Origin of the sequence: Streptomyces natalensis ATCC 27448 (genome assembly GCF_000935125.1) — a bacterium.
Classification (GTDB): domain Bacteria; phylum Actinomycetota; class Actinomycetes; order Streptomycetales; family Streptomycetaceae; genus Streptomyces; species Streptomyces natalensis.
On record NZ_JRKI01000027.1, the window covers coordinates 85,441 to 107,501 of the forward strand.

The 22,061-nt window shown below is 69.8% G+C and carries 21 protein-coding genes and 2 pseudogenes; 9 read left to right on the forward strand and 14 right to left on the reverse strand.

What is annotated here, in order from left to right; translation table 11 throughout:
- The first annotated feature begins 115 nt into the window (after nt 1-115).
- From SNA_RS39810 to SNA_RS43265, 3 genes and pseudogenes are all read left to right on the forward strand, one after another.
- The gene (locus SNA_RS39810; protein WP_030063166.1) at nt 116-652 is read left to right on the forward strand and encodes a GNAT family N-acetyltransferase; all 537 of its coding nucleotides are present in this window, start codon (nt 116-118) and stop codon (nt 650-652) included.
- Between the two features lie 1,143 nt (nt 653-1,795).
- Nucleotides 1,796-2,110, forward strand: coding sequence for a hypothetical protein (locus SNA_RS18815; RefSeq protein WP_030063164.1), 315 nt, complete (start codon nt 1,796-1,798; stop codon nt 2,108-2,110).
- A gap of 156 nt (nt 2,111-2,266) precedes the next feature.
- A pseudogene (locus tag SNA_RS43265) lies at nt 2,267-2,395 on the forward strand (IS5/IS1182 family transposase); the annotation flags it as partial.
- On the opposite strand, the pseudogene SNA_RS43930 reads toward SNA_RS43265, so the two are convergent.
- Together SNA_RS43930 and SNA_RS18820 are read right to left on the reverse strand one after the other, a co-directional pair.
- Nucleotides 2,391-2,797: pseudogene (locus SNA_RS43930) on the reverse strand (leucine zipper domain-containing protein); the annotation flags it as partial. The pseudogenes SNA_RS43265 and SNA_RS43930 overlap by 5 nt on opposite strands.
- Nucleotides 2,798-2,872: 75 nt before the next feature.
- A complete protein-coding gene (locus tag SNA_RS18820) occupies nt 2,873-3,439 on the reverse strand; it encodes an RBBP9/YdeN family alpha/beta hydrolase (protein WP_030063163.1) in 567 nt (188 codons plus the stop codon).
- A 104-nt stretch (nt 3,440-3,543) separates the two neighbouring features.
- Here SNA_RS18820 and SNA_RS18825 point away from each other — a divergent pair, with 104 nt between their 5' ends.
- Both SNA_RS18825 and SNA_RS18830 read left to right on the forward strand, forming a co-directional pair.
- Nucleotides 3,544-4,005 carry an Lrp/AsnC family transcriptional regulator gene (locus SNA_RS18825; RefSeq protein ID WP_044365967.1) on the forward strand — a complete coding sequence of 154 codons (462 nt, stop codon included), beginning with the start codon at nt 3,544-3,546 and terminating at the stop codon, nt 4,003-4,005.
- A 384-nt stretch (nt 4,006-4,389) separates the two neighbouring features.
- Nucleotides 4,390-5,079: an LPXTG cell wall anchor domain-containing protein gene (locus SNA_RS18830; protein ID WP_044365932.1), complete on the forward strand. Its 690-nt coding sequence runs from the start codon at nt 4,390-4,392 to the stop codon at nt 5,077-5,079.
- Between the two features lie 53 nt (nt 5,080-5,132).
- Here SNA_RS18830 and SNA_RS18835 read toward each other — a convergent pair whose 3' ends face one another.
- The 7 genes from SNA_RS18835 to SNA_RS18865 form a co-directional block, all read right to left on the reverse strand.
- The gene (locus SNA_RS18835) at nt 5,133-5,972 is read right to left on the reverse strand and encodes a fumarylacetoacetate hydrolase family protein (protein ID WP_044365934.1); all 840 of its coding nucleotides are present in this window, start codon (nt 5,970-5,972) and stop codon (nt 5,133-5,135) included.
- Entirely contained in the window at nt 5,951-7,189 is a 1,239-nt protein-coding gene (locus SNA_RS18840; protein ID WP_078969995.1) for an enolase C-terminal domain-like protein, read from the reverse strand. The genes SNA_RS18835 and SNA_RS18840 overlap by 22 nt, the downstream gene beginning before the upstream one ends.
- Nucleotides 7,186-8,175, reverse strand: a complete 990-nt coding sequence (locus tag SNA_RS18845) for an alpha/beta hydrolase (protein WP_241779725.1) — start codon at nt 8,173-8,175, stop codon at nt 7,186-7,188. The genes SNA_RS18840 and SNA_RS18845 overlap by 4 nt, the downstream gene beginning before the upstream one ends.
- Before the next feature lie 112 nt (nt 8,176-8,287).
- The gene (locus tag SNA_RS18850) at nt 8,288-9,988 is read right to left on the reverse strand and encodes a GH3 auxin-responsive promoter family protein (RefSeq protein ID WP_030063157.1); all 1,701 of its coding nucleotides are present in this window, start codon (nt 9,986-9,988) and stop codon (nt 8,288-8,290) included.
- Nucleotides 9,989-10,132: 144 nt separating this feature from the next.
- Nucleotides 10,133-11,077 carry an NAD(P)-dependent oxidoreductase gene (locus SNA_RS18855; RefSeq protein ID WP_030063156.1) on the reverse strand — a complete coding sequence of 315 codons (945 nt, stop codon included), beginning with the start codon at nt 11,075-11,077 and terminating at the stop codon, nt 10,133-10,135.
- Between the two features lie 39 nt (nt 11,078-11,116).
- Nucleotides 11,117-11,821 carry a class I SAM-dependent methyltransferase gene (locus SNA_RS18860; protein ID WP_241779726.1) on the reverse strand — a complete coding sequence of 235 codons (705 nt, stop codon included), beginning with the start codon at nt 11,819-11,821 and terminating at the stop codon, nt 11,117-11,119.
- 410 nt (nt 11,822-12,231) lie between these two features.
- Entirely contained in the window at nt 12,232-13,080 is an 849-nt protein-coding gene (locus SNA_RS18865; RefSeq protein WP_030063154.1) for a helix-turn-helix transcriptional regulator, read from the reverse strand.
- 176 nt (nt 13,081-13,256) lie between these two features.
- Here SNA_RS18865 and SNA_RS18870 point away from each other — a divergent pair, with 176 nt between their 5' ends.
- Both SNA_RS18870 and SNA_RS18875 read left to right on the forward strand, forming a co-directional pair.
- Nucleotides 13,257-14,717 (forward strand): MFS transporter, encoded by a 1,461-nt coding sequence (locus tag SNA_RS18870; protein WP_044365935.1) that lies wholly within the window; start codon nt 13,257-13,259, stop codon nt 14,715-14,717.
- Between the two features lie 386 nt (nt 14,718-15,103).
- Nucleotides 15,104-15,616, forward strand: a complete 513-nt coding sequence (locus SNA_RS18875) for a hypothetical protein (protein WP_157879982.1) — start codon at nt 15,104-15,106, stop codon at nt 15,614-15,616.
- A gap of 111 nt (nt 15,617-15,727) precedes the next feature.
- Here SNA_RS18875 and SNA_RS42475 read toward each other — a convergent pair whose 3' ends face one another.
- Nucleotides 15,728-15,904 (reverse strand): hypothetical protein, encoded by a 177-nt coding sequence (locus SNA_RS42475; protein WP_157879983.1) that lies wholly within the window; start codon nt 15,902-15,904, stop codon nt 15,728-15,730.
- On the reverse strand, nt 15,901-16,197 hold the full coding sequence (locus SNA_RS18880; protein WP_037788423.1) for a YciI family protein: 297 nt from the start codon (nt 16,195-16,197) through the stop codon (nt 15,901-15,903). The genes SNA_RS42475 and SNA_RS18880 overlap by 4 nt, the downstream gene beginning before the upstream one ends.
- A gap of 113 nt (nt 16,198-16,310) precedes the next feature.
- On the opposite strand from SNA_RS18880, the gene SNA_RS18885 reads away from it, so the two are divergent.
- Nucleotides 16,311-17,225 (forward strand): LysR family transcriptional regulator, encoded by a 915-nt coding sequence (locus SNA_RS18885; RefSeq protein WP_063752401.1) that lies wholly within the window; start codon nt 16,311-16,313, stop codon nt 17,223-17,225.
- Between the two features lie 127 nt (nt 17,226-17,352).
- On the opposite strand, the gene SNA_RS18890 is transcribed toward SNA_RS18885, so the two are convergent.
- Entirely contained in the window at nt 17,353-17,910 is a 558-nt protein-coding gene (locus SNA_RS18890) for a TetR/AcrR family transcriptional regulator (RefSeq protein ID WP_030063148.1), read from the reverse strand.
- Between the two features lie 133 nt (nt 17,911-18,043).
- Here SNA_RS18890 and SNA_RS18895 point away from each other — a divergent pair, with 133 nt between their 5' ends.
- Complete coding sequence (locus SNA_RS18895) at nt 18,044-18,646, forward strand: DUF2867 domain-containing protein (protein ID WP_030063147.1); 603 nt, start codon at nt 18,044-18,046, stop codon at nt 18,644-18,646.
- A gap of 469 nt (nt 18,647-19,115) precedes the next feature.
- Here SNA_RS18895 and SNA_RS18900 read toward each other — a convergent pair whose 3' ends face one another.
- Together SNA_RS18900 and SNA_RS18905 are read right to left on the reverse strand one after the other, a co-directional pair.
- The gene (locus tag SNA_RS18900; protein ID WP_044365969.1) at nt 19,116-20,054 is read right to left on the reverse strand and encodes a L,D-transpeptidase; all 939 of its coding nucleotides are present in this window, start codon (nt 20,052-20,054) and stop codon (nt 19,116-19,118) included.
- Nucleotides 20,055-20,570: 516 nt separating this feature from the next.
- The gene (locus SNA_RS18905; RefSeq protein WP_030063145.1) at nt 20,571-21,986 is read right to left on the reverse strand and encodes a DEAD/DEAH box helicase; all 1,416 of its coding nucleotides are present in this window, start codon (nt 21,984-21,986) and stop codon (nt 20,571-20,573) included.
- Nucleotides 21,987-22,061 lie beyond the last annotated feature (75 nt).

Genomic DNA, 22,061 nt, shown 5'->3' on the forward strand with positions numbered 1-22,061 from the left:
TGCCCCGAGTCCGAGCCAACTCCCTCACCACGGGCTGACCGCTCCCCCGGCCCTTCCTCGATGAGCAGCCGAGCAATCGCTTGGCAGACCTCGGCGGAGAGATCATCATGTGGGGATGTCTGACTTGCCATCCTCCGTAGCACCGACGGCAGTGCGGCTCCCTCGGTACACGAAGACGGACCAGGAGGAGATCCTCGGCGACGGCGCCGATCCCTTCGGTGTTGCCGCAACCGGCTTGACCTGGCTGCCAAAAGAAGAGCACTTCGGAATCAGACACGGCAACCGACTTGTGGCACACGCCGGCCTGCTACGGCTGCCTGTCGCGATCGGCAACGCCGAAACAGAGGTGGTGGGCGTCGGTGGAGTGGCTGTCGCACCCGACATGCAAGGCCAGGGGCTGGCCCGGCTCGTGGTCACAGCGGCACTCGACCACGCCCGCGCGATGGGCCCTCAGCACGCACTCCTGTTTTGCCGGCCTCCCCTCGTCCCGCTGTACCAACGCCTCGGATGGCACCAGCTGGACAAGGACGTCCTCGTCGAACAACCCGCAAACCGCTTGGTGACCATGCCGCTACGGACCATGGTGACACCCCTGCACGACAACGCACACTGGCCGTCAGAGCCAGTGCGTCTGTTCTCCCTCCCGATGTGACGGCCCCCTTCCACGAGGGCCGCCCAGCGTGCCGACAGAGGTCCAACCAGGCCGCACCGGTGTCAGTTCTCGCCGACATTTTCCCACTCTGCGATCAACAAGCGCCGCCCGAACCCGGCAACGATCGATTGTCGGCTGCCGTTACGAAGCCGACCATGCGCGGGGCTCTCCCTTCCTGGTCCGTGGGGTCGTCGCAGATCCCGCACCACGCCCACGCGCAGCAGTCGATACACCGTCAGAAGTCAGGGGCGGCACCGTACAGACGAACGGGATGTACGCATACGCCAACAGCCTGTTCCACAACAGTGGGCACCGCCAGGCACGTCCCCAGTGAAGGACGCCCAGGACGCAGTCGTCGGGGATTCCTGAGGAAACACGCCGCGGATTCGTCAAGGTCACGCTCCGCTTGTCCAGGGCGCACCACTGAGGTTTGGGCTGCTTACCGGATTGCGTTGCCAGCTAGCCGACCCGCATGCTGCGGACGAGCAGGCATTCCCCGTGCCTCACGGCGCCGGCGCAATGCTGGCACCGCAATGCGATTCGGATGCGAATATCGACGTCATCGCGCCCGGCGTACACGCAGGTGATTTTCAAGAACATCATTCTTATTACGGTCCGGCAGCAGCGTTGCCTGGAGGCCGAGTCCGTCGAGGACAGGTAGCCAGTCGCGTGCCCTCTAGTTGGATGCGCCCATGGCGCCTGGCAGTCCGCCTGGCGCACCGGACTTCGTGCAGCACATGCGACATCAGGGCGTGCAGGTCGGCCTGCATTTCGGTGGCACGAGGCCGCAGTTCGGGGCCCTGGTGAGCGCTGTGGCGGGGGTGAAGGCGAGCCAGAGGGCGGGCTCCTGGCGGCGGGCCTCGGCCAGGTGGAGGAACTTCGGTCGGGAGTTCTTCTGTTCCGGCCCGGCGGCCGGTGCGGCCGCCGGGAACCGGGTGGGGACGCTTCTCAACCCCACGTTGGGCGGCCCCTGATCCGTCTCGCCCTTCCGACTCCGTCCAGAAGGGCGGCAGTCCACTTGAGGGACCATCTCGTTATCTGGCGCGTCGTCCCACGTTGTTACGCGATATTCGCACTACCCTTTCGTAACTGTACGAAGGCGATCAGTTACTGATCGCATCAGTTCGATCTACCGGAGATGAAATGCGCAAGCTTCGCAAGGCCGCCGTTGTGATCGCCGCCCTTGGCGCCACCAGCCTCCTCGGTGCCGGCTCCGCCTACGCCGACGGCGGGTACGGCGGCGGCATGGGCGGCGGCACGTTCAACGTCAAACAGGGCAGCCAATGCCGGTCGCACGACCTGAACGTCGACGTCCTCGGCGAGGTCGGGCTCGTCAACGGCCTGCTGGGCAACGCGCTCGGCGGCGAGGGTAACGCCGGCTCGCAGGACACCAAGATGGGCTCGTCCATGGGCTGCAACAACTCCTTCGCCGACAAGGGAGGCAAGGGGGACGAGTAAGCAGGAAGACGTGGACTGACACAGGGTCCCGGCGTCTGGGCCACAGGCCCGGCGCCGGGGCCCTGTGGTGATCCGACTATCGACTCATCACATGAGATGGCGTCTTAAAGGGCATCTGAACTGGGCTTCGGGCCGATCGTGCACCGACGGTTCACCGAGCGGACCGTCCGTCCCCTCTCGATCGGGATCTCCGCCGAGCATGCACGACAGCCAGGGCTTGAACCCCTCGTGCGCGGCATCCCACCGATCTGCTCCCGCCACGGACCGCGTCGGCGCCGACGCGGTTGAACTCGCCGGCAGGGTCGAGGAAGCGTCGTCGGTTGAGGCCCGCCGCAGCGAGGCGCCTGCTGACTGTTCTGCGGTTGATCGAAATGCAGGCGTGATGGAAATCGAAGGCAATCCTGGCTGTAGACCACCTGAGAGTGCGTCGCGGTTCCTCGATGCGGGCGAGGATTTCGGGAGCTGTGGTCGTCGGCTGACGATGCGGCACCGAAGAACGATCGAGTAGTCCCGGGTCACCATAACCCCGGTAGCGGTTCGGTTGACCCACTTGGATGCGCACGCCCGAGAGACACCCATCTCGGCTGCCACGTGCGCGATGGGTCGGGTCCGGCACCGTTCGACGAGTCGGCGGCGGCCTTTGACAGACAGCGGCTGACAGACAGCGGCGCGTTCTTGTGTGTCGATGGGGAGGCCTTCCGTGTGCGAAGTGGAGTCGCAGCGAGGCACCTGGCGGCGTTCAGCGGCCCGTTCGGTGGTTGATCAGTGCCGCATCAGCGAGTCCAGGAGTTCGCGGCCGTGCGGCCAGGGGCCCGGGCCGCTGGCGGAGTTGATGTGTCCGCACGCCCCCGCCAGGTGCCATCGCGCCTCCCACCCCGCCGCGAAGTCGGCGGCTGCTGCCGGGTTGCAGTACGGGTCATTGGTGCTGCCCACCACCAAGGCCGGGCACGGCAATGGTTGTGCGGACACCTCGATGAACGTCGCGGCCGCCTGACGGGGAAACGCAGCCCCCTGCGGGTCGGGCGGTGCGACCAGCAAGGCGCCGCCTACCTGGTTCAACGGGTTCTTGTTCAACCAGGTGGACGCCGCCCAGCAGCCCAGGCTGTGGGCCACCAGCACAACGCGGCTGTCCTGCCGGGAAGCATCGTCGTACGCCAACTGGACAGCGCTGACCCAGTCATCGAGATCGGGGTCGGACCAGGAGACAGGGGAGATCCTCACCGCCGAGGTGCCCCACTGCCGCTCCCACCAGGTCTGCCAGTGCTGCCCGTCCGAACCGTCGATACCGGGGATGATGACGTACGCGACCACTGCCTGCCACCGTTTCATGAGTCGGCCCCTACGATCTTGGAGCGTCTTGCGCAGATTCTGTGGGAACCAACGGAACGTTGGTGCCAGCGCAAGTGATCTCAAAGAAGATGGTGCGGACAACGATGGAATCACTCGACCAGATCGACCGGGACATCCTCGCTTTGCTCCAGGCCGACGGCCGGGTGACCGGCGCCGAGGTGGGGCGTCGGGTGGGACTCTCACAGCCCGCGGCCAGCGCACGCATCCAACGGCTGGAGAAGAACGGCGTCATCACCGGCTACCGAGCCGCCGTCAACCCGGCGGCACTTGGCCTGAACATCCGCGCAGTGATACGTCTGCGCACCACGCATGCACAGCTTTCTCGCGCCCTGGACTTCGCTGGCCAGACCCCCGAGGTCACCTCCACACTGAGGGTCACCGGGGAAGACTGCCTCATCTTCGACGTCCACTGCCCACAGGCAGGACGACTCGAAGAAGTTGTTGACGCGTTCGCGCGCTACGGCCCTGTCACCACATCTCTGGTACTCCGTGCCTACCCGCCGAAGCCGTTGACCGACGCGACGTCACCCACGACCGACCCATAATCGTCACGCCTCACGGCATGCCGACGACGACGGCATTCTCACCAGCCTCGAACCCGTCGTCGGGGCCCTCGTCGGCCTGCTGCTCCTCGGCCAGCACCTCGCCGCCCCGCAATGGGCCGGGGTGCTCGCGGTGGCCCTCGCCTCGATCGGCGCCACTCAGACTGAGCTGCCGGGAATTGCCGGCGGCTGGGTGAGCCGGCGGGGGTTCTGCCCCGTGGCTGTCCGTTGTCCGTTGCCCGTTGTTCCCAATCGTTATCTGGAATCAATGGGACGAACGATGTCGGATGTGGCATATGTGATTTGAGGTGTCTTGACGGTCCCCCGGGGGCGCAGGAAGCTGAGCCGCCCCCCACGGCCCCCTCCTCTTCTCCCGATGGAATGCCCATGCGTCCGCTTGTTTCCGCAGGCACGCTCACGGCCGCCGTGGCCGCGGGCCTGCTGCTCGCCCCTTCCGCTTCTGCCGCCGCGCACGGCGACAACGGCACCGTGAAGATCCACGACGCCGCGACCGGTGCGGAACTCCGCAAGAACGAACCTCACGTCTGCGCCTTCTACCTCGACGCCTTCGGCTTCGACGGCGGCCAGCAGGTCGACTGGCACATCGAAGCCTGGGCCCCGACAGCCGAGGCCAAGGGTGCGGCCGTGAAGTCCGGCTCCCTCACGCTCGACGGCCAGGGTCACGGCCGTACGCAGGAGCTGTCGCTGCCCGACGGTCACTACAAGCTCTTCTGGACCTTCGATGGCGAACACGGCCGGGCCAAGCACAAGGTCTTCTGGACCGACTGCGCGGCCGGCACCCAGCCGGGCGGCGGGAAGCCGTCGACGACGGCCGCCCCGTCCGGCCCGGGGAAGGCGACCGCCACGCCCACGTCATCCGCGCCCGCGGGCACCCCGACGACCCCGGCGCCCTCGGCCTCCTCCCCCGCGCCCTCCTCGTCCCCGCCCGCAGTCCACGACCTCGCGCAGACCGGCAACGGCGCGCCTGTCGGCTTGCTGTCGACGGCAGCCGCCGCGCTCGTCGCGGCCGGCGGCTCCCTCGTCGTCCGCCGTCGCAAGGCCCGGCAGCAGCGCTGAGACGCCCGCGCCCGTCCGGCCGGCGCCCCGTCCGCCACGGGGCGCCGAGGGCCTCAACCCTGCCTGGCTGTACGGGAGTCAGGGCCGGCAGCAACGGGGCTGTGGAGTGTGCCGATGCCCTCGATGTCGACGCTGACCGTGTCGTCGGGCGTCAGGGCGTCGCTGCCCTCGGGGGTGCCGGTCAGGAGGACATCGCCGGGGAGCAGGGTCATGAAGTGGCTCACCTCGGAGACCAACGCGAGGGCGCTGCGGGTGAGTTGGGCGGTGCTTCCCTTCTGGCGTACTTCGCCGTTGACGCGGGTGGTGATGTGGGCCGCCGCGGGGTCGAGGTCCGTGCTGATCCACGGGCCGAGGGGGCAGAACGTGTCCATGCCCTTGGCCTTTGTCCACTGGCCGCCGTCGGTGCCGATGTCCCATGCCGTTACGTCGTTGGCGCAGGTGTAGCCGAGGACGTGCTGCGCGGCGTCCTCGGGCGCCACCGAGCGGCAGGTGCGGCCGATGACGACGGCGAGTTCCCCTTCGTAGCGCACGTCGTGTGAGGACTCGGGGAGCACGATCGGGTCGTCCGGGCCGACGACGGACGTGGTGGGCTTGAGGTGGATGATCAAGTTTCCGGCGGCATCCGGCCGGCCGCCGTAGTTGCGCCCGATGACGACGACCTTGCCCGGGACCACCGGCGCCAGCAGCCTGGCCTCCTCCAGCGGAACGCTCTCGTTCCCGGGCGCCAGGGACGGGCCGGAGGTGAGCGCACCGCTCCGTGAGCCCGTCGGCCGTGCCAGGTCCGCGAGGCTTTCCGGGTCCGCCGGGCCCTTCAGGAGTCTGATGGTCCTGCGATCCGTGTCCACCACTCCGTACCTGGGCCCTTGTGCCGTCATGAGTCGTGCGAGGTCCATGGAACTCCTTGTCGCGGTGCGGTCGTCTCCGGCCCGCCGGTGCGGGCGGTGGTGCCGGTCAGGTGGGCGGTCAGAGCGTCGGCGGGCCGCAGGCCGTGGCCGGGGCCGGGCGGTGGCGGAGCGGTGTGGTGTTCCCGGTCGACGGCGTAGGGCGGGTCGGTGAGCGGGGTGGGGAACCATTCGTCCTGGCGACCGCCTTCGACCGCCACGACCTCGGTCAGCCGCGCTGCCAAGGTGCGGCCGACCGACCACAGGGGGCCGATCTCGCCGACCTGGACGCCGAGCTGGACGCGCAGGCCCAATTCGCGGGCGCGTACGGCCATGCGCAGCGAGGGCAGCAGCCCGCCGCATTTGGAGATCCGGATGTTGAGGAGGGAGGCGGCGCCGGTCGCGGCGGCCCATTCCATGTCCGCGGTGTCCATGGCTGACTCGTCGAGCATCACCGGTGTGCCGCTCTCCTCGATGCGGCGCAGGGTGGACCAGTCCCGTGGAAGGGTGGGTTCCTCGATCCAGTCGACGGCTGCGCGCTCGCACAGCAGCCGTGCGCCGCGCTCCGCAACGTGCGGCTCCCATCCGCCGTTGGCGTCGACGGACAGGCGTACCGAGGGGCCCAGCAGACCGCGTACCTGGAGCGCGCGCTCGACGGTCTCCTCGGGGCTGTCGAGTGCCTTGAGTTTGATGTGCGAGAGGCGGGCGCGTGCGTCGGGCGGCAGTGCCTCCAACTGCTCGGCGGGGGTACGGCTGAGGTCCACCACCTCGCTCACCGTCCGGGGGCTGCTGTCCGCGGTGAGCACGTCCGCCGCCCAGGGACAGGCGTCCAGGACGGCGGACATGGGGAGGCCGTGGCGTCGGCAGAGCGCGTCGAGGAGCGCGGTCTCCAGCGCCGCCGCGGCGGCCGGCATGGGCCGTGGCCCGCCGAGCAGACGGGGGAGGTCGAGCGAGGCGAGGACACCCACCGCGCGCGGGAAGTCGCCCGCCGGGATGAGCGGGCCGAGCACGGAGGGGTCGAAGGTCTCCAGGGCCTCTACGGCGCCGGTGAGCGTCTCGCCGGTCACGTACGGGCGGGGAGCGCCCTCACCCCACCCGGTGACGCCGTCCAGCTCCAGGGTGAGCAGGACGGACCCGGTACGGGCGTGGGCGTGCCGGGCGTGAGCGAAGGGCCGGTGCAGGGGGACCTGTGCCGTGCGGATGCCGGTGATGCCGAGGGTGCAGGTCACCGCGGGCCTCCCGGGACCGCGGCGGCCTGCGTCCGGTGGTCGGCGGGTGCCGCGGCCCCCGTGGACGCCGCGGCGTCGGTGGGTGACGCGGCATCGGTGGGTGACGCGGAAGCCTTGGGCGTGCGCGCGGTGACTTCGGCGAGCCAGTCCCAGAACTGGCCCCGTACGGGCGAGAACTCCAGGTAGTGGCTGTCGGCGTCGAAGTGGGCATCGACGGTGTCCGGGTACATCCGGGCGAGCGTCGACCGCGCGGTCTCCAGGTCGATGATGGCGTCCCGTTCGGGCCGGGCGAAGTGCACCGGAGCCGCCGGGTTGCCGATCTCCCACCGGGGGCCTTCGGTGTAGAGGAGCTCCAGTTCGGCCATCACGGCGCGGAAGCCGTCCGTGATCTGGCGCAGCATGGCGTGGTCGTTCGCCATGAAGGCGAGGTAGCGCTGCTGCCTGGTGTAGTCCTCGTCCTTCAGAGTGACCGGTGAGCTGCGGTGGCCCTGGAGCGTGCGCAGGCGGCGTACGCCTTCTTGTCCGTGGCGGGCCTGTTGCTGGCCCAGGGCCGGGGCGCAGAGGACCACGCCGTCCGGGGAGATCCGGCCGGTGGCGAGCAGCGCGGCCAGCACGCTGCCGCCGAAGCTCTGGCCGACCGCGGTGACCGGGAGGTGGTCCGGGTGCCGGGCCCGGACGGCCTCGAAGTGCGCCGTGTAGTCGTCCAGCACCGCGGCGGCGGAGGGCAGGTGGCCGCGCGGACCGCCGCTGGCGCCGGAGCCGCGCCGGTCCGGGGCGTACACGGCAATTTGGCGGCGGGCCAGTTCGGGGCCGGTCTCGAAGAGCCAGCCGGCGTGGCTCTGAAGGCCGTGCACATAGAAAACGGCCGCTTTCGGGTTCTCCGGTATCCACTGGTGCAGGGCGAGGGGGGTGCCGTCGGCCGCGGTGACGGACTCGACGCGGTGCACCTCCACCGGAGGTTCTTCGGTGATCACGGTGGCTGTCACTTTCCGAAGTGAGGGGGAGTGAGGGGGAAGGGAGCTCGGGGGTGACGAGCAAGGAGGGGCCAGGCGAACAAGGGAAGCGGGCGAACGAGGGGGGTCAGGTGGACAAGGGAGGTCAGGCGTACAGCGCAAGGCCGAGGTCGTCGATCACGGTCAGCAGGGCGTCGTTGTTCTGGATCCAGTGGTGCTTGATCTGCATGGCCGCCGCGCCGTTGCGGCGCTGCGCCTCGGCGATGGCGAGGAAGCTCTTGGGGGCCAGCGGGAGCAGCCGCAACGGGAGCAGCCGGTCGCTGCGCCGCTTCTCGGCGTACTCCGGGTTGCAGCGCTGGAGCGCGGCCTCGGCCGCGGCGGTGAAGTCCGCGCGCTCGGCGGCACCGAGCTTCGGGTCCCACTCCATGGCCAGGACGTAGCCGGGCGGGGTGCCCCAGGAGGGGATGCAGGTGAAGAGCGGCAGGGTGCCCCAGGCGCCGGTGTAGGCGGTGCGCACCGCCTCGTAGACGTGGGCCTCGGTGAGTTTCTCGCCGGTGAAGGAGCTGCCGAAGCCGGCGCGTCCGGCGAACTCCAGGCGCGGCAGGGCGCCGACCCTGCCGAGGACGGTGTAGACGTCTCCCACGTCGTAGCGGTAGAGCCCGTTGGCCTGGCTCATGACGAGCCGGTAGGAGTGGCCGGTCTCCAGCTCGTGCGGGTCCAGGGTCTCGGCGGCCGGGTCCAGCGGTCCGCCGTCGTCGTCCTCCCGGCACGGGACGAACTCGAAGACGCCCTGGTCGGCGGCGAGGGGGCCGGCGGAGGGGTGGTCGTCGACCGGGATGGTGACGATGCCTTCGGTACCCGTGGTGCTGAAGGGGAGCTTGCGGATGCCGGGCGTGACGTCGTCCAGCCAGTCCCGGTAGAGGCCGGCGGAGGCGGAGTTCCAGCAGACGATGACGGACAGCCGGGGCCACAGGTCGGTCAGGCGCAGACCGCCGGGGCGGCGCCGCAGCGTGCGGTCCAGCTCCCGGGCGAGGCCGGGGTCGGCGGCGACGCCGCACGTCGGGCGCCCGCGGACGGTGCCGCGGCCGATTTCGTCGACCAACTCGGCTCCGCGCAGGGCGAGTTGCTCGGCCAGGCCCACGATCTTCGAGGGGTTGAGGGTGACGATCAGCCGGACGTCGGCCCCGGCGAGCAGGCGCAGTTTGCGGTAGAGGCTGTCGGTGTACTCCTCCTCGTCGTCCCCCCGCAGCCAGGGGGCGTCGTACCAGGGCGGTACCCAGTCCTCCGGGCCGACCGCGGCCGGGCGCCGGGAGATGCTGTAGATGGGGAAGCCGCGCAGGCTCCTGGAGGCGGGGGTGCGCTCCCAGGAGAGGTCGAGGATGTGCTCGGCCGTCAGGTGCTGGGTGCCGATCTGCTCGACGTACAGGCCCCATTGGGCGTACAGGCCCCGGCCCCGGTACCGCTCCCGCCAGTGCCGGGTGGTGGGGACGTACTTGGGTTGCCCGCTGGAGCCCGAGGTCTTCAGGAACGCGTACGGCGCGCTGCGGGTGAGGACGTGTGCCTCGCCCGCTAACTGCCGCTCGACGTACGGGCGGAAGTCCTCGTAGGTGCGGATGGGAACGGTGTGCTTCCATCTGTCGAGCGTGGCGACGGAGCCGAGCCCGTGCTCGCGCCCGAACGAGGTGCTGCGGGCCTGGTCGAGAAGGTCCTGGAGCACCAGGTCGCTCGTCGGGCCGGGGTCGCGGCACAACTCCCGCTGCCGGTCCAGGGCGCTCAGCGTGCGGCTCGTGAAGTCCTCGGGGCGGGTGTGGTGCGGCGATGTGGTCACAGTGGTGGGAAGGACCATGCGGAAACCCCCTTTTCCTCCTATGCGGCCGGCCGGTCGGCTTCCGGCCGCAGCGCAGTAACAGGCGTGCGGTTGAGGTGTCGTGCGATGGCGACGTGGCGCGCCGTCCGGCGGCCCGCACCGCACACGCGGGCCGCCGGACCGTCAGACGAGTTGTCGGATGGTGCCCGCAGCGGGGTCGCCGGACGTGGCGAAGGCGACGGCGGCGGCGAGGAAGCGCCCGACGGCGTCCTCGGTCATCCACGCCATATGCGGGGTGGCCAGGGAGCCGGGGTGGCTGCGCAGCAGGTCGTCGGCGGGCAGCGGTTCGAGGTCGAAGACGTCGAGCGCCACCCCGCCCAGAAGGCCGGCGGCGAGGCGCCGGCGCAGCTCGGCCATGTCGATCAGCGCCGCGCGGGCGGTGTTGACCAGCAGGGTTTGCGGACCGAGCAGGGCGAGCCGGCGGGCGTCGATGAGCCGCTCGTTCTGCGGTGTGGACCGCAGGTGAAGGCTCACCGCATCGGCGGTGCGGAGCAGGGTGTCCAGGGGCAGGAGCGTGACCCCGGCCGCGCGGGCGGTGTCCTCGTCCAGGGACGGTGACCAGGCGGCCACCCGCATCCCGATGCCCTGCGCCAGGCGGGCCGTCCGGGAGCCGATCTGCCCCCATCCGACGATCCCCAGCAGCCGTCCGGACAGCTCACGCCCTCCGGACGGCTGCCAGCCCGGGGCGCTGCCCACTGCGGACGGCACCCTGCGGGCCAGCATCAGCAGCAGGGTCAGGGTGAACTCGGCAACCGAATCGGCGGCCAGGCCCGGTGTGTCGTAGACCGCGATCCCGGCGGACCGGGCGGCGTCGGTGTCGACCACCGGGCCGGCCGGGCCGGCCACCACGACCTGGCGTGGCCGTTCCGCGAGCAGGACGCCGGTGTCCAGCGGCCGGCCGTGGAAGAAGTGCAGCACGGTGTGAGCCCCGCGCATGCGCTCGGCGAGCCGGGACGGTGTGGTGCAGGGGCCGTCGAAAACCTCGACCGCATCGCCGCCGGGACAGCGACGGACGAGCTCGGCCAGCTGCGGATACCCGTGGCAGTCGGGCATGACAAGGCGTCCCACGGTGTGTTCCTCCCCCGTACTTCGGTGTGATGCGGCAGGTCAGCGCGTGGCGAGGCGAACCCGGCAGGTCCACCACCACGTCGACCGGTCGGTCATCCGGCGCTTTGTGACCTCCCGCAGCCGGGTCAGGCCGAGTGCGTCCTCGCTGACTCCCTCCTCCAGCAGGGCGATCACCCCGCCCTGGCTCGATGCGAAGTCGACGAAGCGGTCCGCGCCGCCCGTCTCCTTCATGTGCAGGCACACCTCGTTGACGTGCCGGAACAGGCCGCTGTCCCGCAGCCGCCGAAGATGCTCGCTCTTGGGGGCGAAGGTGGGGCGCAGGCCGCGCTCGGCCTCCAGCGCGGTGTGGGCGGCCTCGAACTCGCGGTAGGCGGCGTCGACTTCGGGATCGACGGCGGGCGGCCAGTCGAAGTCGAAGGCGGCCAGCACCCCGCCGGGCCGCAGGATGCGGGTGATTTCCGGGAAGGCCCGCGCGGCATCGAACCAGTGCAGGGCGTGGCTGACGGTCACGATGTCCGCGCAGCCGTCCGGCAGTCCGGTCTCCTCGCCCGTGCCGTCGACAACGTTGATGCCGCGTCCGGCCGCGATGGCCCGCATCTCGGCGGAGGGCTCCACTCCGGTCACTTCGGGCCAGATCGTGGAGGAGAGGCCGGTGCCGCAGCCGATGTCGACCACGGCCGGGTTGGCGGACCCGGACCACTGGCGCAGCAGGTCCGCCAGTTCCTGGGGAGGCTTCGGGCGCACACGGTCGTAGAATTCCGCAAACTTGCTGAAACGTTCCGCAGAGTCAGGAATTAAATTCACCATGACGATCAAGCTAACACAGCTTCCAGTTCACACCGAAGTGACAAACGACATAGTTAAATCTCTGTCAACTCGTAAGGTAGGGAGGGTAGTTGAATAAACCGCACAGTTTCCGGTTCAATCAATCTTCTCGCAGGTCAGAGCGTATGCAACGGGAAAACTAGGCATACCGTGAACCCCTGAAACCTCCCGGTAAGTATTTTTCATCGGCGCGGAATAAATTCCGGCACCGCATGCCACGGAAAGGCCAATACCGGGTGAACACATTGCGAGATAATAGAGACCCGAACGGGCAATTGAAGGGGAACCGTTGAAGAGCCGCGGTGGAAGAGCCGCGGTATACCGGCGGGCTAGGCCGACAAACGCAGCAGCGCCTCGTGGTCGGCCGTATCCGGCGCAGCCTGATAGACCACCAGCCGCTGACCGTCACTGCGGGCCACGTCGAAGGCTTCGTACGTGAGCGTCATCCGCCCCGCCGTCGGATGGCGGTACACCTTCCTCCCGTTGGTGCGCGCCTGGACGTCGTAGCGCTGCCACAGTGCGGCGAACTCACCGCAGTGTTCGGCGAGTTCGGCGACGAGCTCGCGGAGGTCCGGCACATCCGGGTGCACCACGACCGCGGTGCGCAGATGGGCGACGACGCCACGGGCCACGTCGTCCCAATTCTCGTAGAGCTCCCGGGCCATGGGGTGCAGGAAGGCGTACCGCGCGGTGTTGCGGTCCCGCTCGGACCACTCCTCGATGCCCGGGAAGAGGCGGAGCGCGGACCGGTTGGCGGCCAGCAGGTCGCTGGACCGGCTCAGCACACACGCCGGATAGGGGTGGGCGATGTCGAGCATGCGGCGGACCTCGGCCCGGACCGTACGGGACGCCCGGCCCCGCCGCGTCCCGGCAGACGGCGCCTGGGCCCTGCCCCGGCTCAGCTCCGCGAGGTGGCGGTGCTCGTCGTCGGTCAGCTTCAGTACCCGCGCAATCGCCTCCAGGACCGCGGGACTCGGCCGCTGCTGCTTGCCCTGCTCCAGACGCCGGTAGTACTCGATGCTGACGCCGGCGAGGATCGCGACCTCCTCCCGCCGCAGACCGTCGGTACGCCGACGCCCCGCCGACGGGGGCAGACCCGCCTCATGCGGTGTGACCCGGCTCCGTCGGCTGCGTAGGAAATCCCCTAGCTCCGTCCTGTTCCCCCGTGCAGTGCCCACATATGCAGTATGCATCGAACGGGTCAGGTAAGGGGGGCCCTGCCAGGGCCCCCCTTACCCGGGCCTCCCGGCGACGGTGTTTCGCAGGCAGGCTGAGCGCACCGCAGCGATCTTTCCGCGGCGGTCTGGAACATCACGGGGGCCATGGCCCACTGAGAGAGGAGTTGGGCCCGGCTGTGTCCACTCAGCCTGAACTCACCCGCCGGAAGCGCACGCTGGTGCTGGCGGTCTGTTGCACGAGTGTCTTCCTCGGCAACCTCAACAACACGGTGCTCAACGTGGCACTGCCCGCCATGCAGCGCGATCTGCACAGTCCGCTGTCCGGGCTGCAATGGACCACCGACGCCTACCTGATCGTGCTGGCCGCGCTGCTGATGCTCGCCGGCTCCGCCGGGGACCGGCTCGGCCGCCGCCGCGTCTTCCAGACCGGCCTGGCTCTCTTCACCCTCGGCTCGCTGCTGTGCGGACTGGCGCCCGACCTCGGCTGGCTCATCACCTTCCGCATCGTCCAGGCGATCGGTGCCTCGATGCTCAACCCGGTGGCCATGTCCATCATCACCAACACCTTCTCCGCGCCCCGCGAGCGTGCCCGGGCCATAGGAGTCTGGGGCGCGGTCATGGGCGTCGCGATGGCGGTGGGCCCGATGGTGGGCGGGGTGCTCGTCCAGGGTGTCGGCTGGCGGTCGATCTTCTGGCTCAACCTGCCGATCGGGCTGGCCGCCCTCGTCTGCGCCGCGCGCTTCGTACCCGAGTCCCGCGCGCCCCGGCCCCGCCGGCTGGACCCCGTCGGGCAGCTCCTGGTCATCGTGCTGATGGGCAGCCTGACGTACGCCATCATCGAGGGCCCGAGCACCGGCTGGACCGCCCCGCGCACCCTCGGCTGCGCCCTGGCCGCACCGGCCGCGCTCCTGGCCCTGCTCCTCTACGAGAGCCGGCGCCACGAACCACTGGTGGACCTGCGGGTCTTCCGCAGCGCCGGATTCAGCGGAGCCGGCGCGATGGCGGTGTGCTCGTTCTTCGTACTCGGCGGCTTCCTCTTCCTCAACACGCTCTATCTCCAGAACGTGCGCGGCCTGTCGGCGCTGTCCGCCGGCCTGTACCTGCTGCCCATGGCCGTCATGAACATCCTCACCTCACCGCTCTCCGGACGGCTGACCGCCACCCGCGGCCCCCGGCTGCCGCTGCTGCTGGCCGGCGCGGCCACCACCGCGGGCGGCGCGCTGCTCGCCTCAGGCGACGCCCTCACCACCGATGCGCTGCTCTTCACCGCGTACGTCCTGATCGGCATCGGCATGGGACTGGCCAACACTCCCGTCACCAACGCCGCCATGGCCGGCATGCCCAAGGAGCAGGCCGGGGTGGCCGCCGCGATCGTCTCCACCGGCCGCCAGTTCGGCCAGGCACTGGGCGTCGCCGTGCTCGGTGCGATCCTCACCACCGGGCTGCACTCCGGTACGGGCTTCGCCCAGGCGGTGCGCCCGGCCTACTGGATCGTCACCGGCTGCGGCGCGGCCATCATCCTCCTCACCCTGGCCACCACCGCCCGCCGCACCACACCACCGCCCGAGCCCCCGCGGCCCACCCCGCAGCCGCAGGCCCCCGGCGCAGTCCCTGGGGTACCCGAACCGCGGGCTTGACGGGGCCGCCCCTTCGCATACGGACGACGTCAGTTGACTCGGGGCACTCGGCCGCCGGCGTCCGTGCCGCTCGTACCAGCAGCGGTACGGGCGGTGCGGGCGCGTCGTCCGCATGCCGCGCCGCGCTCCTACCGTCGGGCACCTTCGCGGTGGTCGCGGAGCCTGATGTTCTCCGCGGCCTTGCGGGCGATCTTGGAGGCCATGTTCTTTGCCCGGCGTCGGGTGGCCGGTCCTCGGCGGATCCGGCGATGACCCAACGGTCGCGGCGAGGGCTCACCGGAGCTCACCGTGGGCTCACCGAGCCACATCGGCGCTGGTCAGCCTGACGGCGTCGGCACCGCGCGCCCTGGCCAGCGATTGACGCTCTGTTACTCTGCGTGCTCGTGATGGTAGACAACAGCGTAGGCGCTGTCGAGGAGTTGTACGCCCGTGTCCAGGCTGCCGCCGAGGGCACGCCGTACCGGATGTGCCGGACGGAGCGGGGATTCGATCTGACCGTGGACGTCGACGTCCCGCAGTGGCAGGAGTTGCTGACCCGTCGCCGGGTCAGCCAGGTGTGCACATACCGCGTCGCGGTGCGCCCGGAGAAGAAGATCTACACGATGACGGATGTGGTCCGCACCGTCGAGTACGAGGCGGGCGTGGGTGGAGTGCGGCTGGGGGCGTCGGTGTTCGTCGGTCGGGACGTGTCCTTGAGTTCGTATCGCACCCTTGACGGCTCCGAGCAGTACACCTTCTCGTCGGCCGAGGGCCACGGCCTGATTCGGGGCGCGGCCGAGGAGTTGGGGTGGCGGGAGTCCCAGCCCGTCAGCGTGAAGATCGGCATAGGCTTCGCGGCCCTCGGTGGGCTCGGGGGCCTCGCCGCGCTGATCACCCTCGCCATCGTCAAGTGGCTCTGACGGTCGGCAAGACCGCTCCGCGACCACCAGGCGCCCCTTGCACTCCCCCGCTGCCAGACCGTTGACCAGGAAAATCCAGAAGTCCGGCTGGTCCGGGACCAGGTCTGGGCCTTACGGGTGCCGGGCGGACGCTGTGGTGCCGGTGGGCGCTGTGGTGCCGGGTGGGCGCCCCAGGGCCGCCTTGGCGTGTCGGGTGCGTTCGTCGCCGAGTACTTTCGCTCGGCCCGCTTCGACGGCGTCGAAGGCTTGCTCGGCGATCGATTCCGGGGTGTTCATGATGGCGTTCATCTTGCGGTGGTGACCGGTGCCGCGGCGGGCCCCGTCGGCGTCCAGGTGGGTTCGAACCGGAAGATGTCGGCGGTGGCGGCGCCCTGGGTGATGAACGGGTCGGAGGCGATGGCAGCCTCGATCGCCGCCGGTTCGCCGTCCGCGATGATCAACCCGCCGGTACGGGGCTCCAGCGGGCCCGCGTAGCGCACCATCCCCTTGGCGAACACGCCGTCGGGGTTGGCGTAGTGGGCGTCCTTGAGCGCGTCGATGGTGGACAGGGGCGCGTGGTACTTGAGCACGATCACATACATGCCGCAAGTGAACGGCAGGCTGCCCCCACAGCGCCAAGACCGGTTGCGTGACCCGCCTATAGGCTGGCACCTATGGGCAGTGATCAGGGTGAGTCAGGAGGAGTGAGCCGGGTATGGACGAGCTTTCCGGCGTGGAGTTGCGGCACTTGCGGTACTTCGCCGCTGTCGCCGAGGCCGGCACCGTCACCAAGGCGGCCCGGCGCCTGCGCATCGCCCAGCCCAGTCTGAGCCAGCAGATCCGGCTGCTGGAGCGACGCATCGGCACGCAGCTGTTCCGGCGCATGCCCCAGGGGATGGAGCTGACCGAGGCGGGACGGCTCCTGCTGAGCGGTGTCAACGGAGCGCTCAGCGAGCTGAGTTCGTCGATCGGGGCGGCACGCGCCACAGCCGCGACGGTGACCGTCGGGGTGTGCCGGGGCGTGCCCCAGCCCGTGCTGGCCACAGCGGAGCAGGCCATCACGCTCGGCCGACCCCTCCGGCTCACCTACGACCGGGTGGACTCCCAGCTCCAATGCGACCTGCTGCACGCGGGCACCCTCGCCTTCGGCATTCTGCGCATGCCCGCGGACACTTCGGGCCTCCAGCTGCGCACGGTCAGCGACGAGCCGCTCGGCGTCGTACTGCACGGCCGCCACCCGCTCGCCGACCGACCGGAACTGACCTGGTCCGCACTGCGCGGTCAGCGATTGCTGTGGTTTCCGTCGGAACGCGCCCCCGGCTACGCGGCCGCCGTCCTCACGCACCTGCGCGAACACGGCTGGACCCCTGACACCGTTCCCGACGATCACGGCAGCCATACGCTGTTCCGTCACCGGCTCATCGGCGAGGATGATCTGGTCGCACTCCGGCCCGGGAGCAGCTCGGCAGGTGATCCGGACCTCGTCTGGCGCCCGGTCGGACCACAACCGCCTCATGAACGGCTGGTGTTGGCCGCGGCTTCCGGCTCCCCCTGGGGCCGGCAGTTGGCAGCGGAGGGGAAGGCGACTCCGTCCCTCCCTCACGAGCTCGTCGTCCGTCACAGCAGGTGAATCCGGCCAGCGGTCGGCCCCGCCCGGCTCGTCGAACACCAGCCACTCAACCGAGTCCCCCACGACCCACACCACCCCAGCGACGCCACTGGAAAACAGCGCCTCGAAACGACTGTGAGGCTGGGGGCTATTCCAGCAACCGTTGCCTGATCAGCGCCATCACCTCCGCGCGGCTGTGCTTGCCGTTGTCGGCGGCGTGGAGGTGGTTGCCGATGCGTACCGAGACGGCGATCAGGCAGCGGACCTCGACCTCGTCCTCGTCGGGGCAGAAGGAGGAGAACAGCGAACGCAGGTAATCCATACGGCGGTTGTCCACGCGGCGCAGGCGCTCGGCGACGGCCGCGTCGCGGCGGGCCCACTCACGGATCGCCAGATCGGCGGTGGTACCCCGCACCGGCCCCTCGGCCGCGGCGACGAGGGTGAACAGTCGCTCCAGTCTGCCCCTGGCATCTCCCCCGCCGCTCTCCACCTGCTCGATCACACTCTCGGTGACCTCGTACTCCCAGGTGTCGAGCATTTCGGTGAGCAGCGCGTCCCGGTTGCGGAAGTACCCGTAGAAGCCACCCTTGCTGACGCCGAGTGCCTGCGCCAGTACCTCGATCCGGACTGCTTCGGGGCCGCCTGCGACGAGTGCCCGCAAGCCTTCCTCGATCCACTTGCCGCGTGGCGTGCGGGTCGCGCCCATGGTGTGTGCCTCCTCACGTCCCTGTCGAGTATACGGGGGCGTATAAATGGTCCTACGCTCCATCTATACGCCACCGTATAGATAGCAGCTGCATAGACGCGTGGAAAACAGACGCACAGATAGGGGCCTGCTCATGCGACTTCCCCGAACCGCCCACACCGACCGCCCCTGGCGGATCCACGAGATCGCCGGCGACTTCACGGTTGAGGACGTGTGGGCACTGCCCACCCCCGGCGGACCCGACGACCTAATGTGGCTGGTGCGCCAGATCGCCGAAGGCACCAGTGGCGGCGTGAGCGGAGAAGGCGCCGTCTCCCGCGTGCTTTTCGCCATCCGCTGGAAACTCGGAGCATTGCTCGGCTGGGACAAGTCCGCTACCGGCATCGGCACCCGGCCGCCCTCTCTGCACGACCGTTTGCCGGCGGATCTTCGCAAGGGTCCCCAGGGTCCCGACCTCGGCTCGTCCCCGTTCACCTCGCTCTATCAGAGGGACGACGAGTGGGCCGCCGAGATGGCCAACAAGACCGTGCACGCAGTGATGCACATCGGCTGGGTGCCGGACGGGTCCGGCGGCTACCGCGGTCAGATGGCCGTCCTGGTGAAGCCGAACGGGCTGTTCGGAACCCTCTACATGGCCGCCATCAAGCCCTTCCGGTACGTCGGGGTATACCCGGCGCTGATGCGCTCCATCGGCCGCAAGTGGCAGGCGGACGCCGCCGAACGGGGCGCGCACTGACGAGATCACGCAAGGGCGGCCGCCCGGACGCGACACTGTCAGATGGGCCGCCGGTCAGGCCCTCGATGGGAACCGGCGCCAAGGGCATGGAACACGACGTTCGCCATGGCGCCGGCCATGCGCTGGTGGAATCGCCACAGGAAGGGGCCGCGGGGGCTGGGTGCGCCGAAGCAGCCCTGGGGCGTGATCCGGCGGGCGTGCTCGCCGCCCCTGCGCCGTTCCGCCACATCCTCGACGCTCAGCCCCATTGGCTTGCGTGGTGCCGTGGAGTCGTATGTGACGGCCTCATCCAGCTCATCACGGACCGGGCCGCCTCTGCCCCCGGGCATCTCACGCGCCAATATGGGCGCGGAGTGCCACTACAACTTGGCGCCATCGACCCTCTCGGGGTTCTCGGCGTGCAGGAGGCGGCCTGTTGGAACACCCGTTTCGAGCGGGCGCCGCTGATCGGTGCAGCCGCCGCAGCGCGTCACAGCGTCGCGGTCGTGTGCTCCCCGGACGCGCTGCCTGCGAGCCACTGGTCCCATCCCAGGTTGAAGTCGGCGTAGCCATTGTCGGCCGCGGCCTTGGCGCGGGGGGAACCGGTGATGGTGACCGGGTCGCCCTGCTTGACCTGGCCGTAGAACCACTTGGCGTCCGACATGGACAGGTGGATGCAGCCGTGCGAGCCGCGGGCGCTGCCGCTGCCCGGGGTGGGGTCGCCGGTCGAGTAGTGCACGTACGTGCCGGACTGGGTCAGGTGGATGTCCCAGGGCAGCGTGAGGTCGTAGTAGTTGGGGCTGCCCTTGTCGCAGCTGATGCCGACGCTGCAGGAGGTCATGTGGACCTTCTCCTCCTTGTCGATGACGGCCATCGTGCCGTTCCACGTCGGATACTGGGCGCTGCCCGCATTGATCGACAGCGTGCGTACCGCCTTGTCGTTCCGGGTCACCTTCATGGTGTGACCGGTCACCGAGACATCCGCGCGCACGTCGTCGCCGATCGTGAAGGTGTGCGTGTAGTCCTTCACGCCGTAGCGTCCGTTGCCGTTGCTGACGCCCTGCATGTCAGCGTCGATCTTCACCTTCGTGCCGGAGGGCCAGTACGTCTTCGGCCGCCAGTCGGCGCGCCTGTCGCCCATCCAGTGCCAGGCACCGGCCACCGGCTTCGACGCGCTCACCTTCATGTGCTTCTCGACCGTGGCCCGCGCCTTTGCCGCCACCGGGTTCGTGAAGGACACCGAGATCGGCATGGCCACGCCGACCGTGGTCCCCGTCTGCGGGGTGATCGTCTCCAGCAGCATCGGCGGGCCCGCGGGCTTCGTCGGTGACGGCGAGGCGCTCGCACTCGCCTTTCCCGGCGCCTTTGCGTCGTCCCCGCTCGCCTTGTCACTGCCGCCCCCGCTGCAGGCACTCGCGCCCACCAGCATCGCAACCGTGACCAGTGCGATCCCTATGCCGCCCTTGCGCCGCCCCACGACCTGCCCCACTCTCTCGCTCCCCGGCCCGGACGGGCCCGGCTCCCTGTCAGACAGTGACGGCATGGGCCGCAGTTGCGTGCGGCACGTAGATTTTTCGTGATCCACGTCACTTTGACTTCGATGGCGTGCCCTCAACCTTCGATGGCACAGGACAACTTGTCACGGAGTTCGTCATGTGACGGAGTTCGTCAGATGGCCCGTGAGCGGTCTGGTTGATTCTGGCCGCGGTTGCCTGACTGCTAGGACGGATACCCGACCTGGCTCACTGCATTGCCGGCTACGTCCTTCACCTCGCACTCCTGGATGCCGCCCCCCGCTCGGTCCTGTCCTCGGCGGGTACCCACTCGCGACCGGGCACACCACGAGGGCGCTCCTCTCGTAGGCGTACTCATAGGAGGGCCTCGGCCATCAGGCGGCTCTCGATCATGTGATCAGGGATATCCGGCTCTCAGGCCCGGCCTGCTCTCAGCCGCCGCGGCGCACCCGGGCCGCCTTGCGGGCCTCGCCGAGCATACGGGCCTCGCTGGCCTTGCGGGACTTGCCGCCGGTGCCGCGGGAGGCGCTCTTGCTGGTGCCCAGGCCGCGGAAGGGGGCGTTGGAGTTCTTGGGTCGGGGTGCAGCAGGCCCGCCGTCGAGCGGGGCGCCGGAGGGGGCCTTGGCTCCGGTGATCCGGCTGAGCTCCGCCTCGCCCGAGCGCACCTTGGTGGTCGTCGGCTCGATGCCGGCCTCGGCCATCAGGCGGCTCATCTCCCTGCGCTGGCCCGAGAGGACCAGGGTGACGACGCGGCCGGACTCACCGGCCCGGGCGGTGCGGCCCGCGCGGTGCACATAGTCCTTGGGGTCGGTGGGCGGGTCGATGTTGACCACGAGATCGAGGTCGTCGACATGCAGGCCACGGGCCGCGACATTGGTCGCCACCAGGACGGTGACCTGGCCGTTCTTGAACTGCGCGAGGGTCCTGGTGCGCTGCGGCTGGGACTTCCCGCTGTGCAGGGCCGCGGCATGCACCCCGCTGCCCCGCAGGTGCCGGGTGAGCTGGTCGACCGCGTGCTTGGTGTCCAGGAACAGCAGTACGCGGCCGTCGCGGGCGGCGATCTCCGTGGCGACGGCATACCGGTCGGGGCCATGGACGACCAGCACATGGTGGTCCATGGTCGTGACCGCGCCCGCGGACGGGTCGACGGAGTGGACGACGGGGTCATGGAGGTAGCGCCGGACCAGGTGGTCGACGTCGCGGTCCAGGGTGGCGGAGAACAGCATCCGCTGGCCGTCGCGGTGCACCTGGTCGAGCACCTCGGTGACTTGCGGCAGGAAGCCCATGTCGCACATCTGGTCGGCCTCGTCAAGGACGGTGATCCGTACCCGCCCCAGGCGACAGGCCCCGCGCTCGATGAGGTCGTGCAGGCGGCCAGGCGTGGCGACGACGACCTCGGCCCCGTCGCGCAGCGCAGCGGCCTGCCGGCCGATCGACATGCCGCCGACGACCGTGGCCATCCGCAGCCGGAGCGCATCGGCATACGGAGCGAGCGCTTCGGTGACCTGTTGGGCCAGCTCCCGGGTAGGCACCAGGATCAGGGCGAGGGGCTGCTTCGGTTCCGCGCGCCGCCCGGCCGTCCGTACCACCAGCGGCAGGCCGAAGGCGAGGGTTTTGCCCGATCCGGTGCGCCCGCGGCCCAGGACGTCGCGTCCCACGAGGGCGTTGGGCAACGTGGCCGCCTGGATGGGGAAGGGCTCCCGCACGCCGAGCTCGGTGAGCGTTCGCAGCACCTCGGCCGGCAATTCCAGGTCGGCGAAGGAGGCGACCGGAGGCACCGTCGGGGCGAGGGTCACTGGCTGAGCGAGGTCGCCGTGCGAGGTGCCGGGGTGGTCCGGGTGGTTCATGAAGAGCCTTCCGCATGGGGAACGTACCGAGGAAGGCCCGGCAGGAAATGAGCAGCCGACGAACAAGGGGGAACC

Excerpts from the sequence above, each read along its gene's own strand:
- SNA_RS39810 (WP_030063166.1), top strand. The coding sequence starts at position 116 with ATGTCTGACTTGCCATCCTCCGTAGCACCGACGGCAGTGCGGCTCCCT.
- SNA_RS18815 (WP_030063164.1), top strand. The coding sequence starts at position 1,796 with ATGCGCAAGCTTCGCAAGGCCGCCGTTGTGATCGCCGCCCTTGGCGCC.
- SNA_RS18820 (WP_030063163.1), bottom strand. The coding sequence starts at position 3,439 with ATGAAACGGTGGCAGGCAGTGGTCGCGTACGTCATCATCCCCGGTATC.
- SNA_RS18825 (WP_044365967.1), top strand. The coding sequence starts at position 3,544 with ATGGAATCACTCGACCAGATCGACCGGGACATCCTCGCTTTGCTCCAG.
- SNA_RS18830 (WP_044365932.1), top strand. The coding sequence starts at position 4,390 with ATGCGTCCGCTTGTTTCCGCAGGCACGCTCACGGCCGCCGTGGCCGCG.
- SNA_RS18835 (WP_044365934.1), bottom strand. The coding sequence starts at position 5,972 with ATGGACCTCGCACGACTCATGACGGCACAAGGGCCCAGGTACGGAGTG.
- SNA_RS18850 (WP_030063157.1), bottom strand. The coding sequence starts at position 9,988 with ATGGTCCTTCCCACCACTGTGACCACATCGCCGCACCACACCCGCCCC.
- SNA_RS18875 (WP_157879982.1), top strand. The coding sequence starts at position 15,104 with ATGGTAGACAACAGCGTAGGCGCTGTCGAGGAGTTGTACGCCCGTGTC.
- SNA_RS42475 (WP_157879983.1), bottom strand. The coding sequence starts at position 15,904 with ATGAACGCCATCATGAACACCCCGGAATCGATCGCCGAGCAAGCCTTC.
- SNA_RS18880 (WP_037788423.1), bottom strand. The coding sequence starts at position 16,197 with ATGTATGTGATCGTGCTCAAGTACCACGCGCCCCTGTCCACCATCGAC.
- SNA_RS18885 (WP_063752401.1), top strand. The coding sequence starts at position 16,311 with ATGGACGAGCTTTCCGGCGTGGAGTTGCGGCACTTGCGGTACTTCGCC.
- SNA_RS18890 (WP_030063148.1), bottom strand. The coding sequence starts at position 17,910 with ATGGGCGCGACCCGCACGCCACGCGGCAAGTGGATCGAGGAAGGCTTG.
- SNA_RS18895 (WP_030063147.1), top strand. The coding sequence starts at position 18,044 with ATGCGACTTCCCCGAACCGCCCACACCGACCGCCCCTGGCGGATCCAC.
- SNA_RS18900 (WP_044365969.1), bottom strand. The coding sequence starts at position 20,054 with ATGCTGGTGGGCGCGAGTGCCTGCAGCGGGGGCGGCAGTGACAAGGCG.
- SNA_RS18905 (WP_030063145.1), bottom strand. The coding sequence starts at position 21,986 with ATGAACCACCCGGACCACCCCGGCACCTCGCACGGCGACCTCGCTCAG.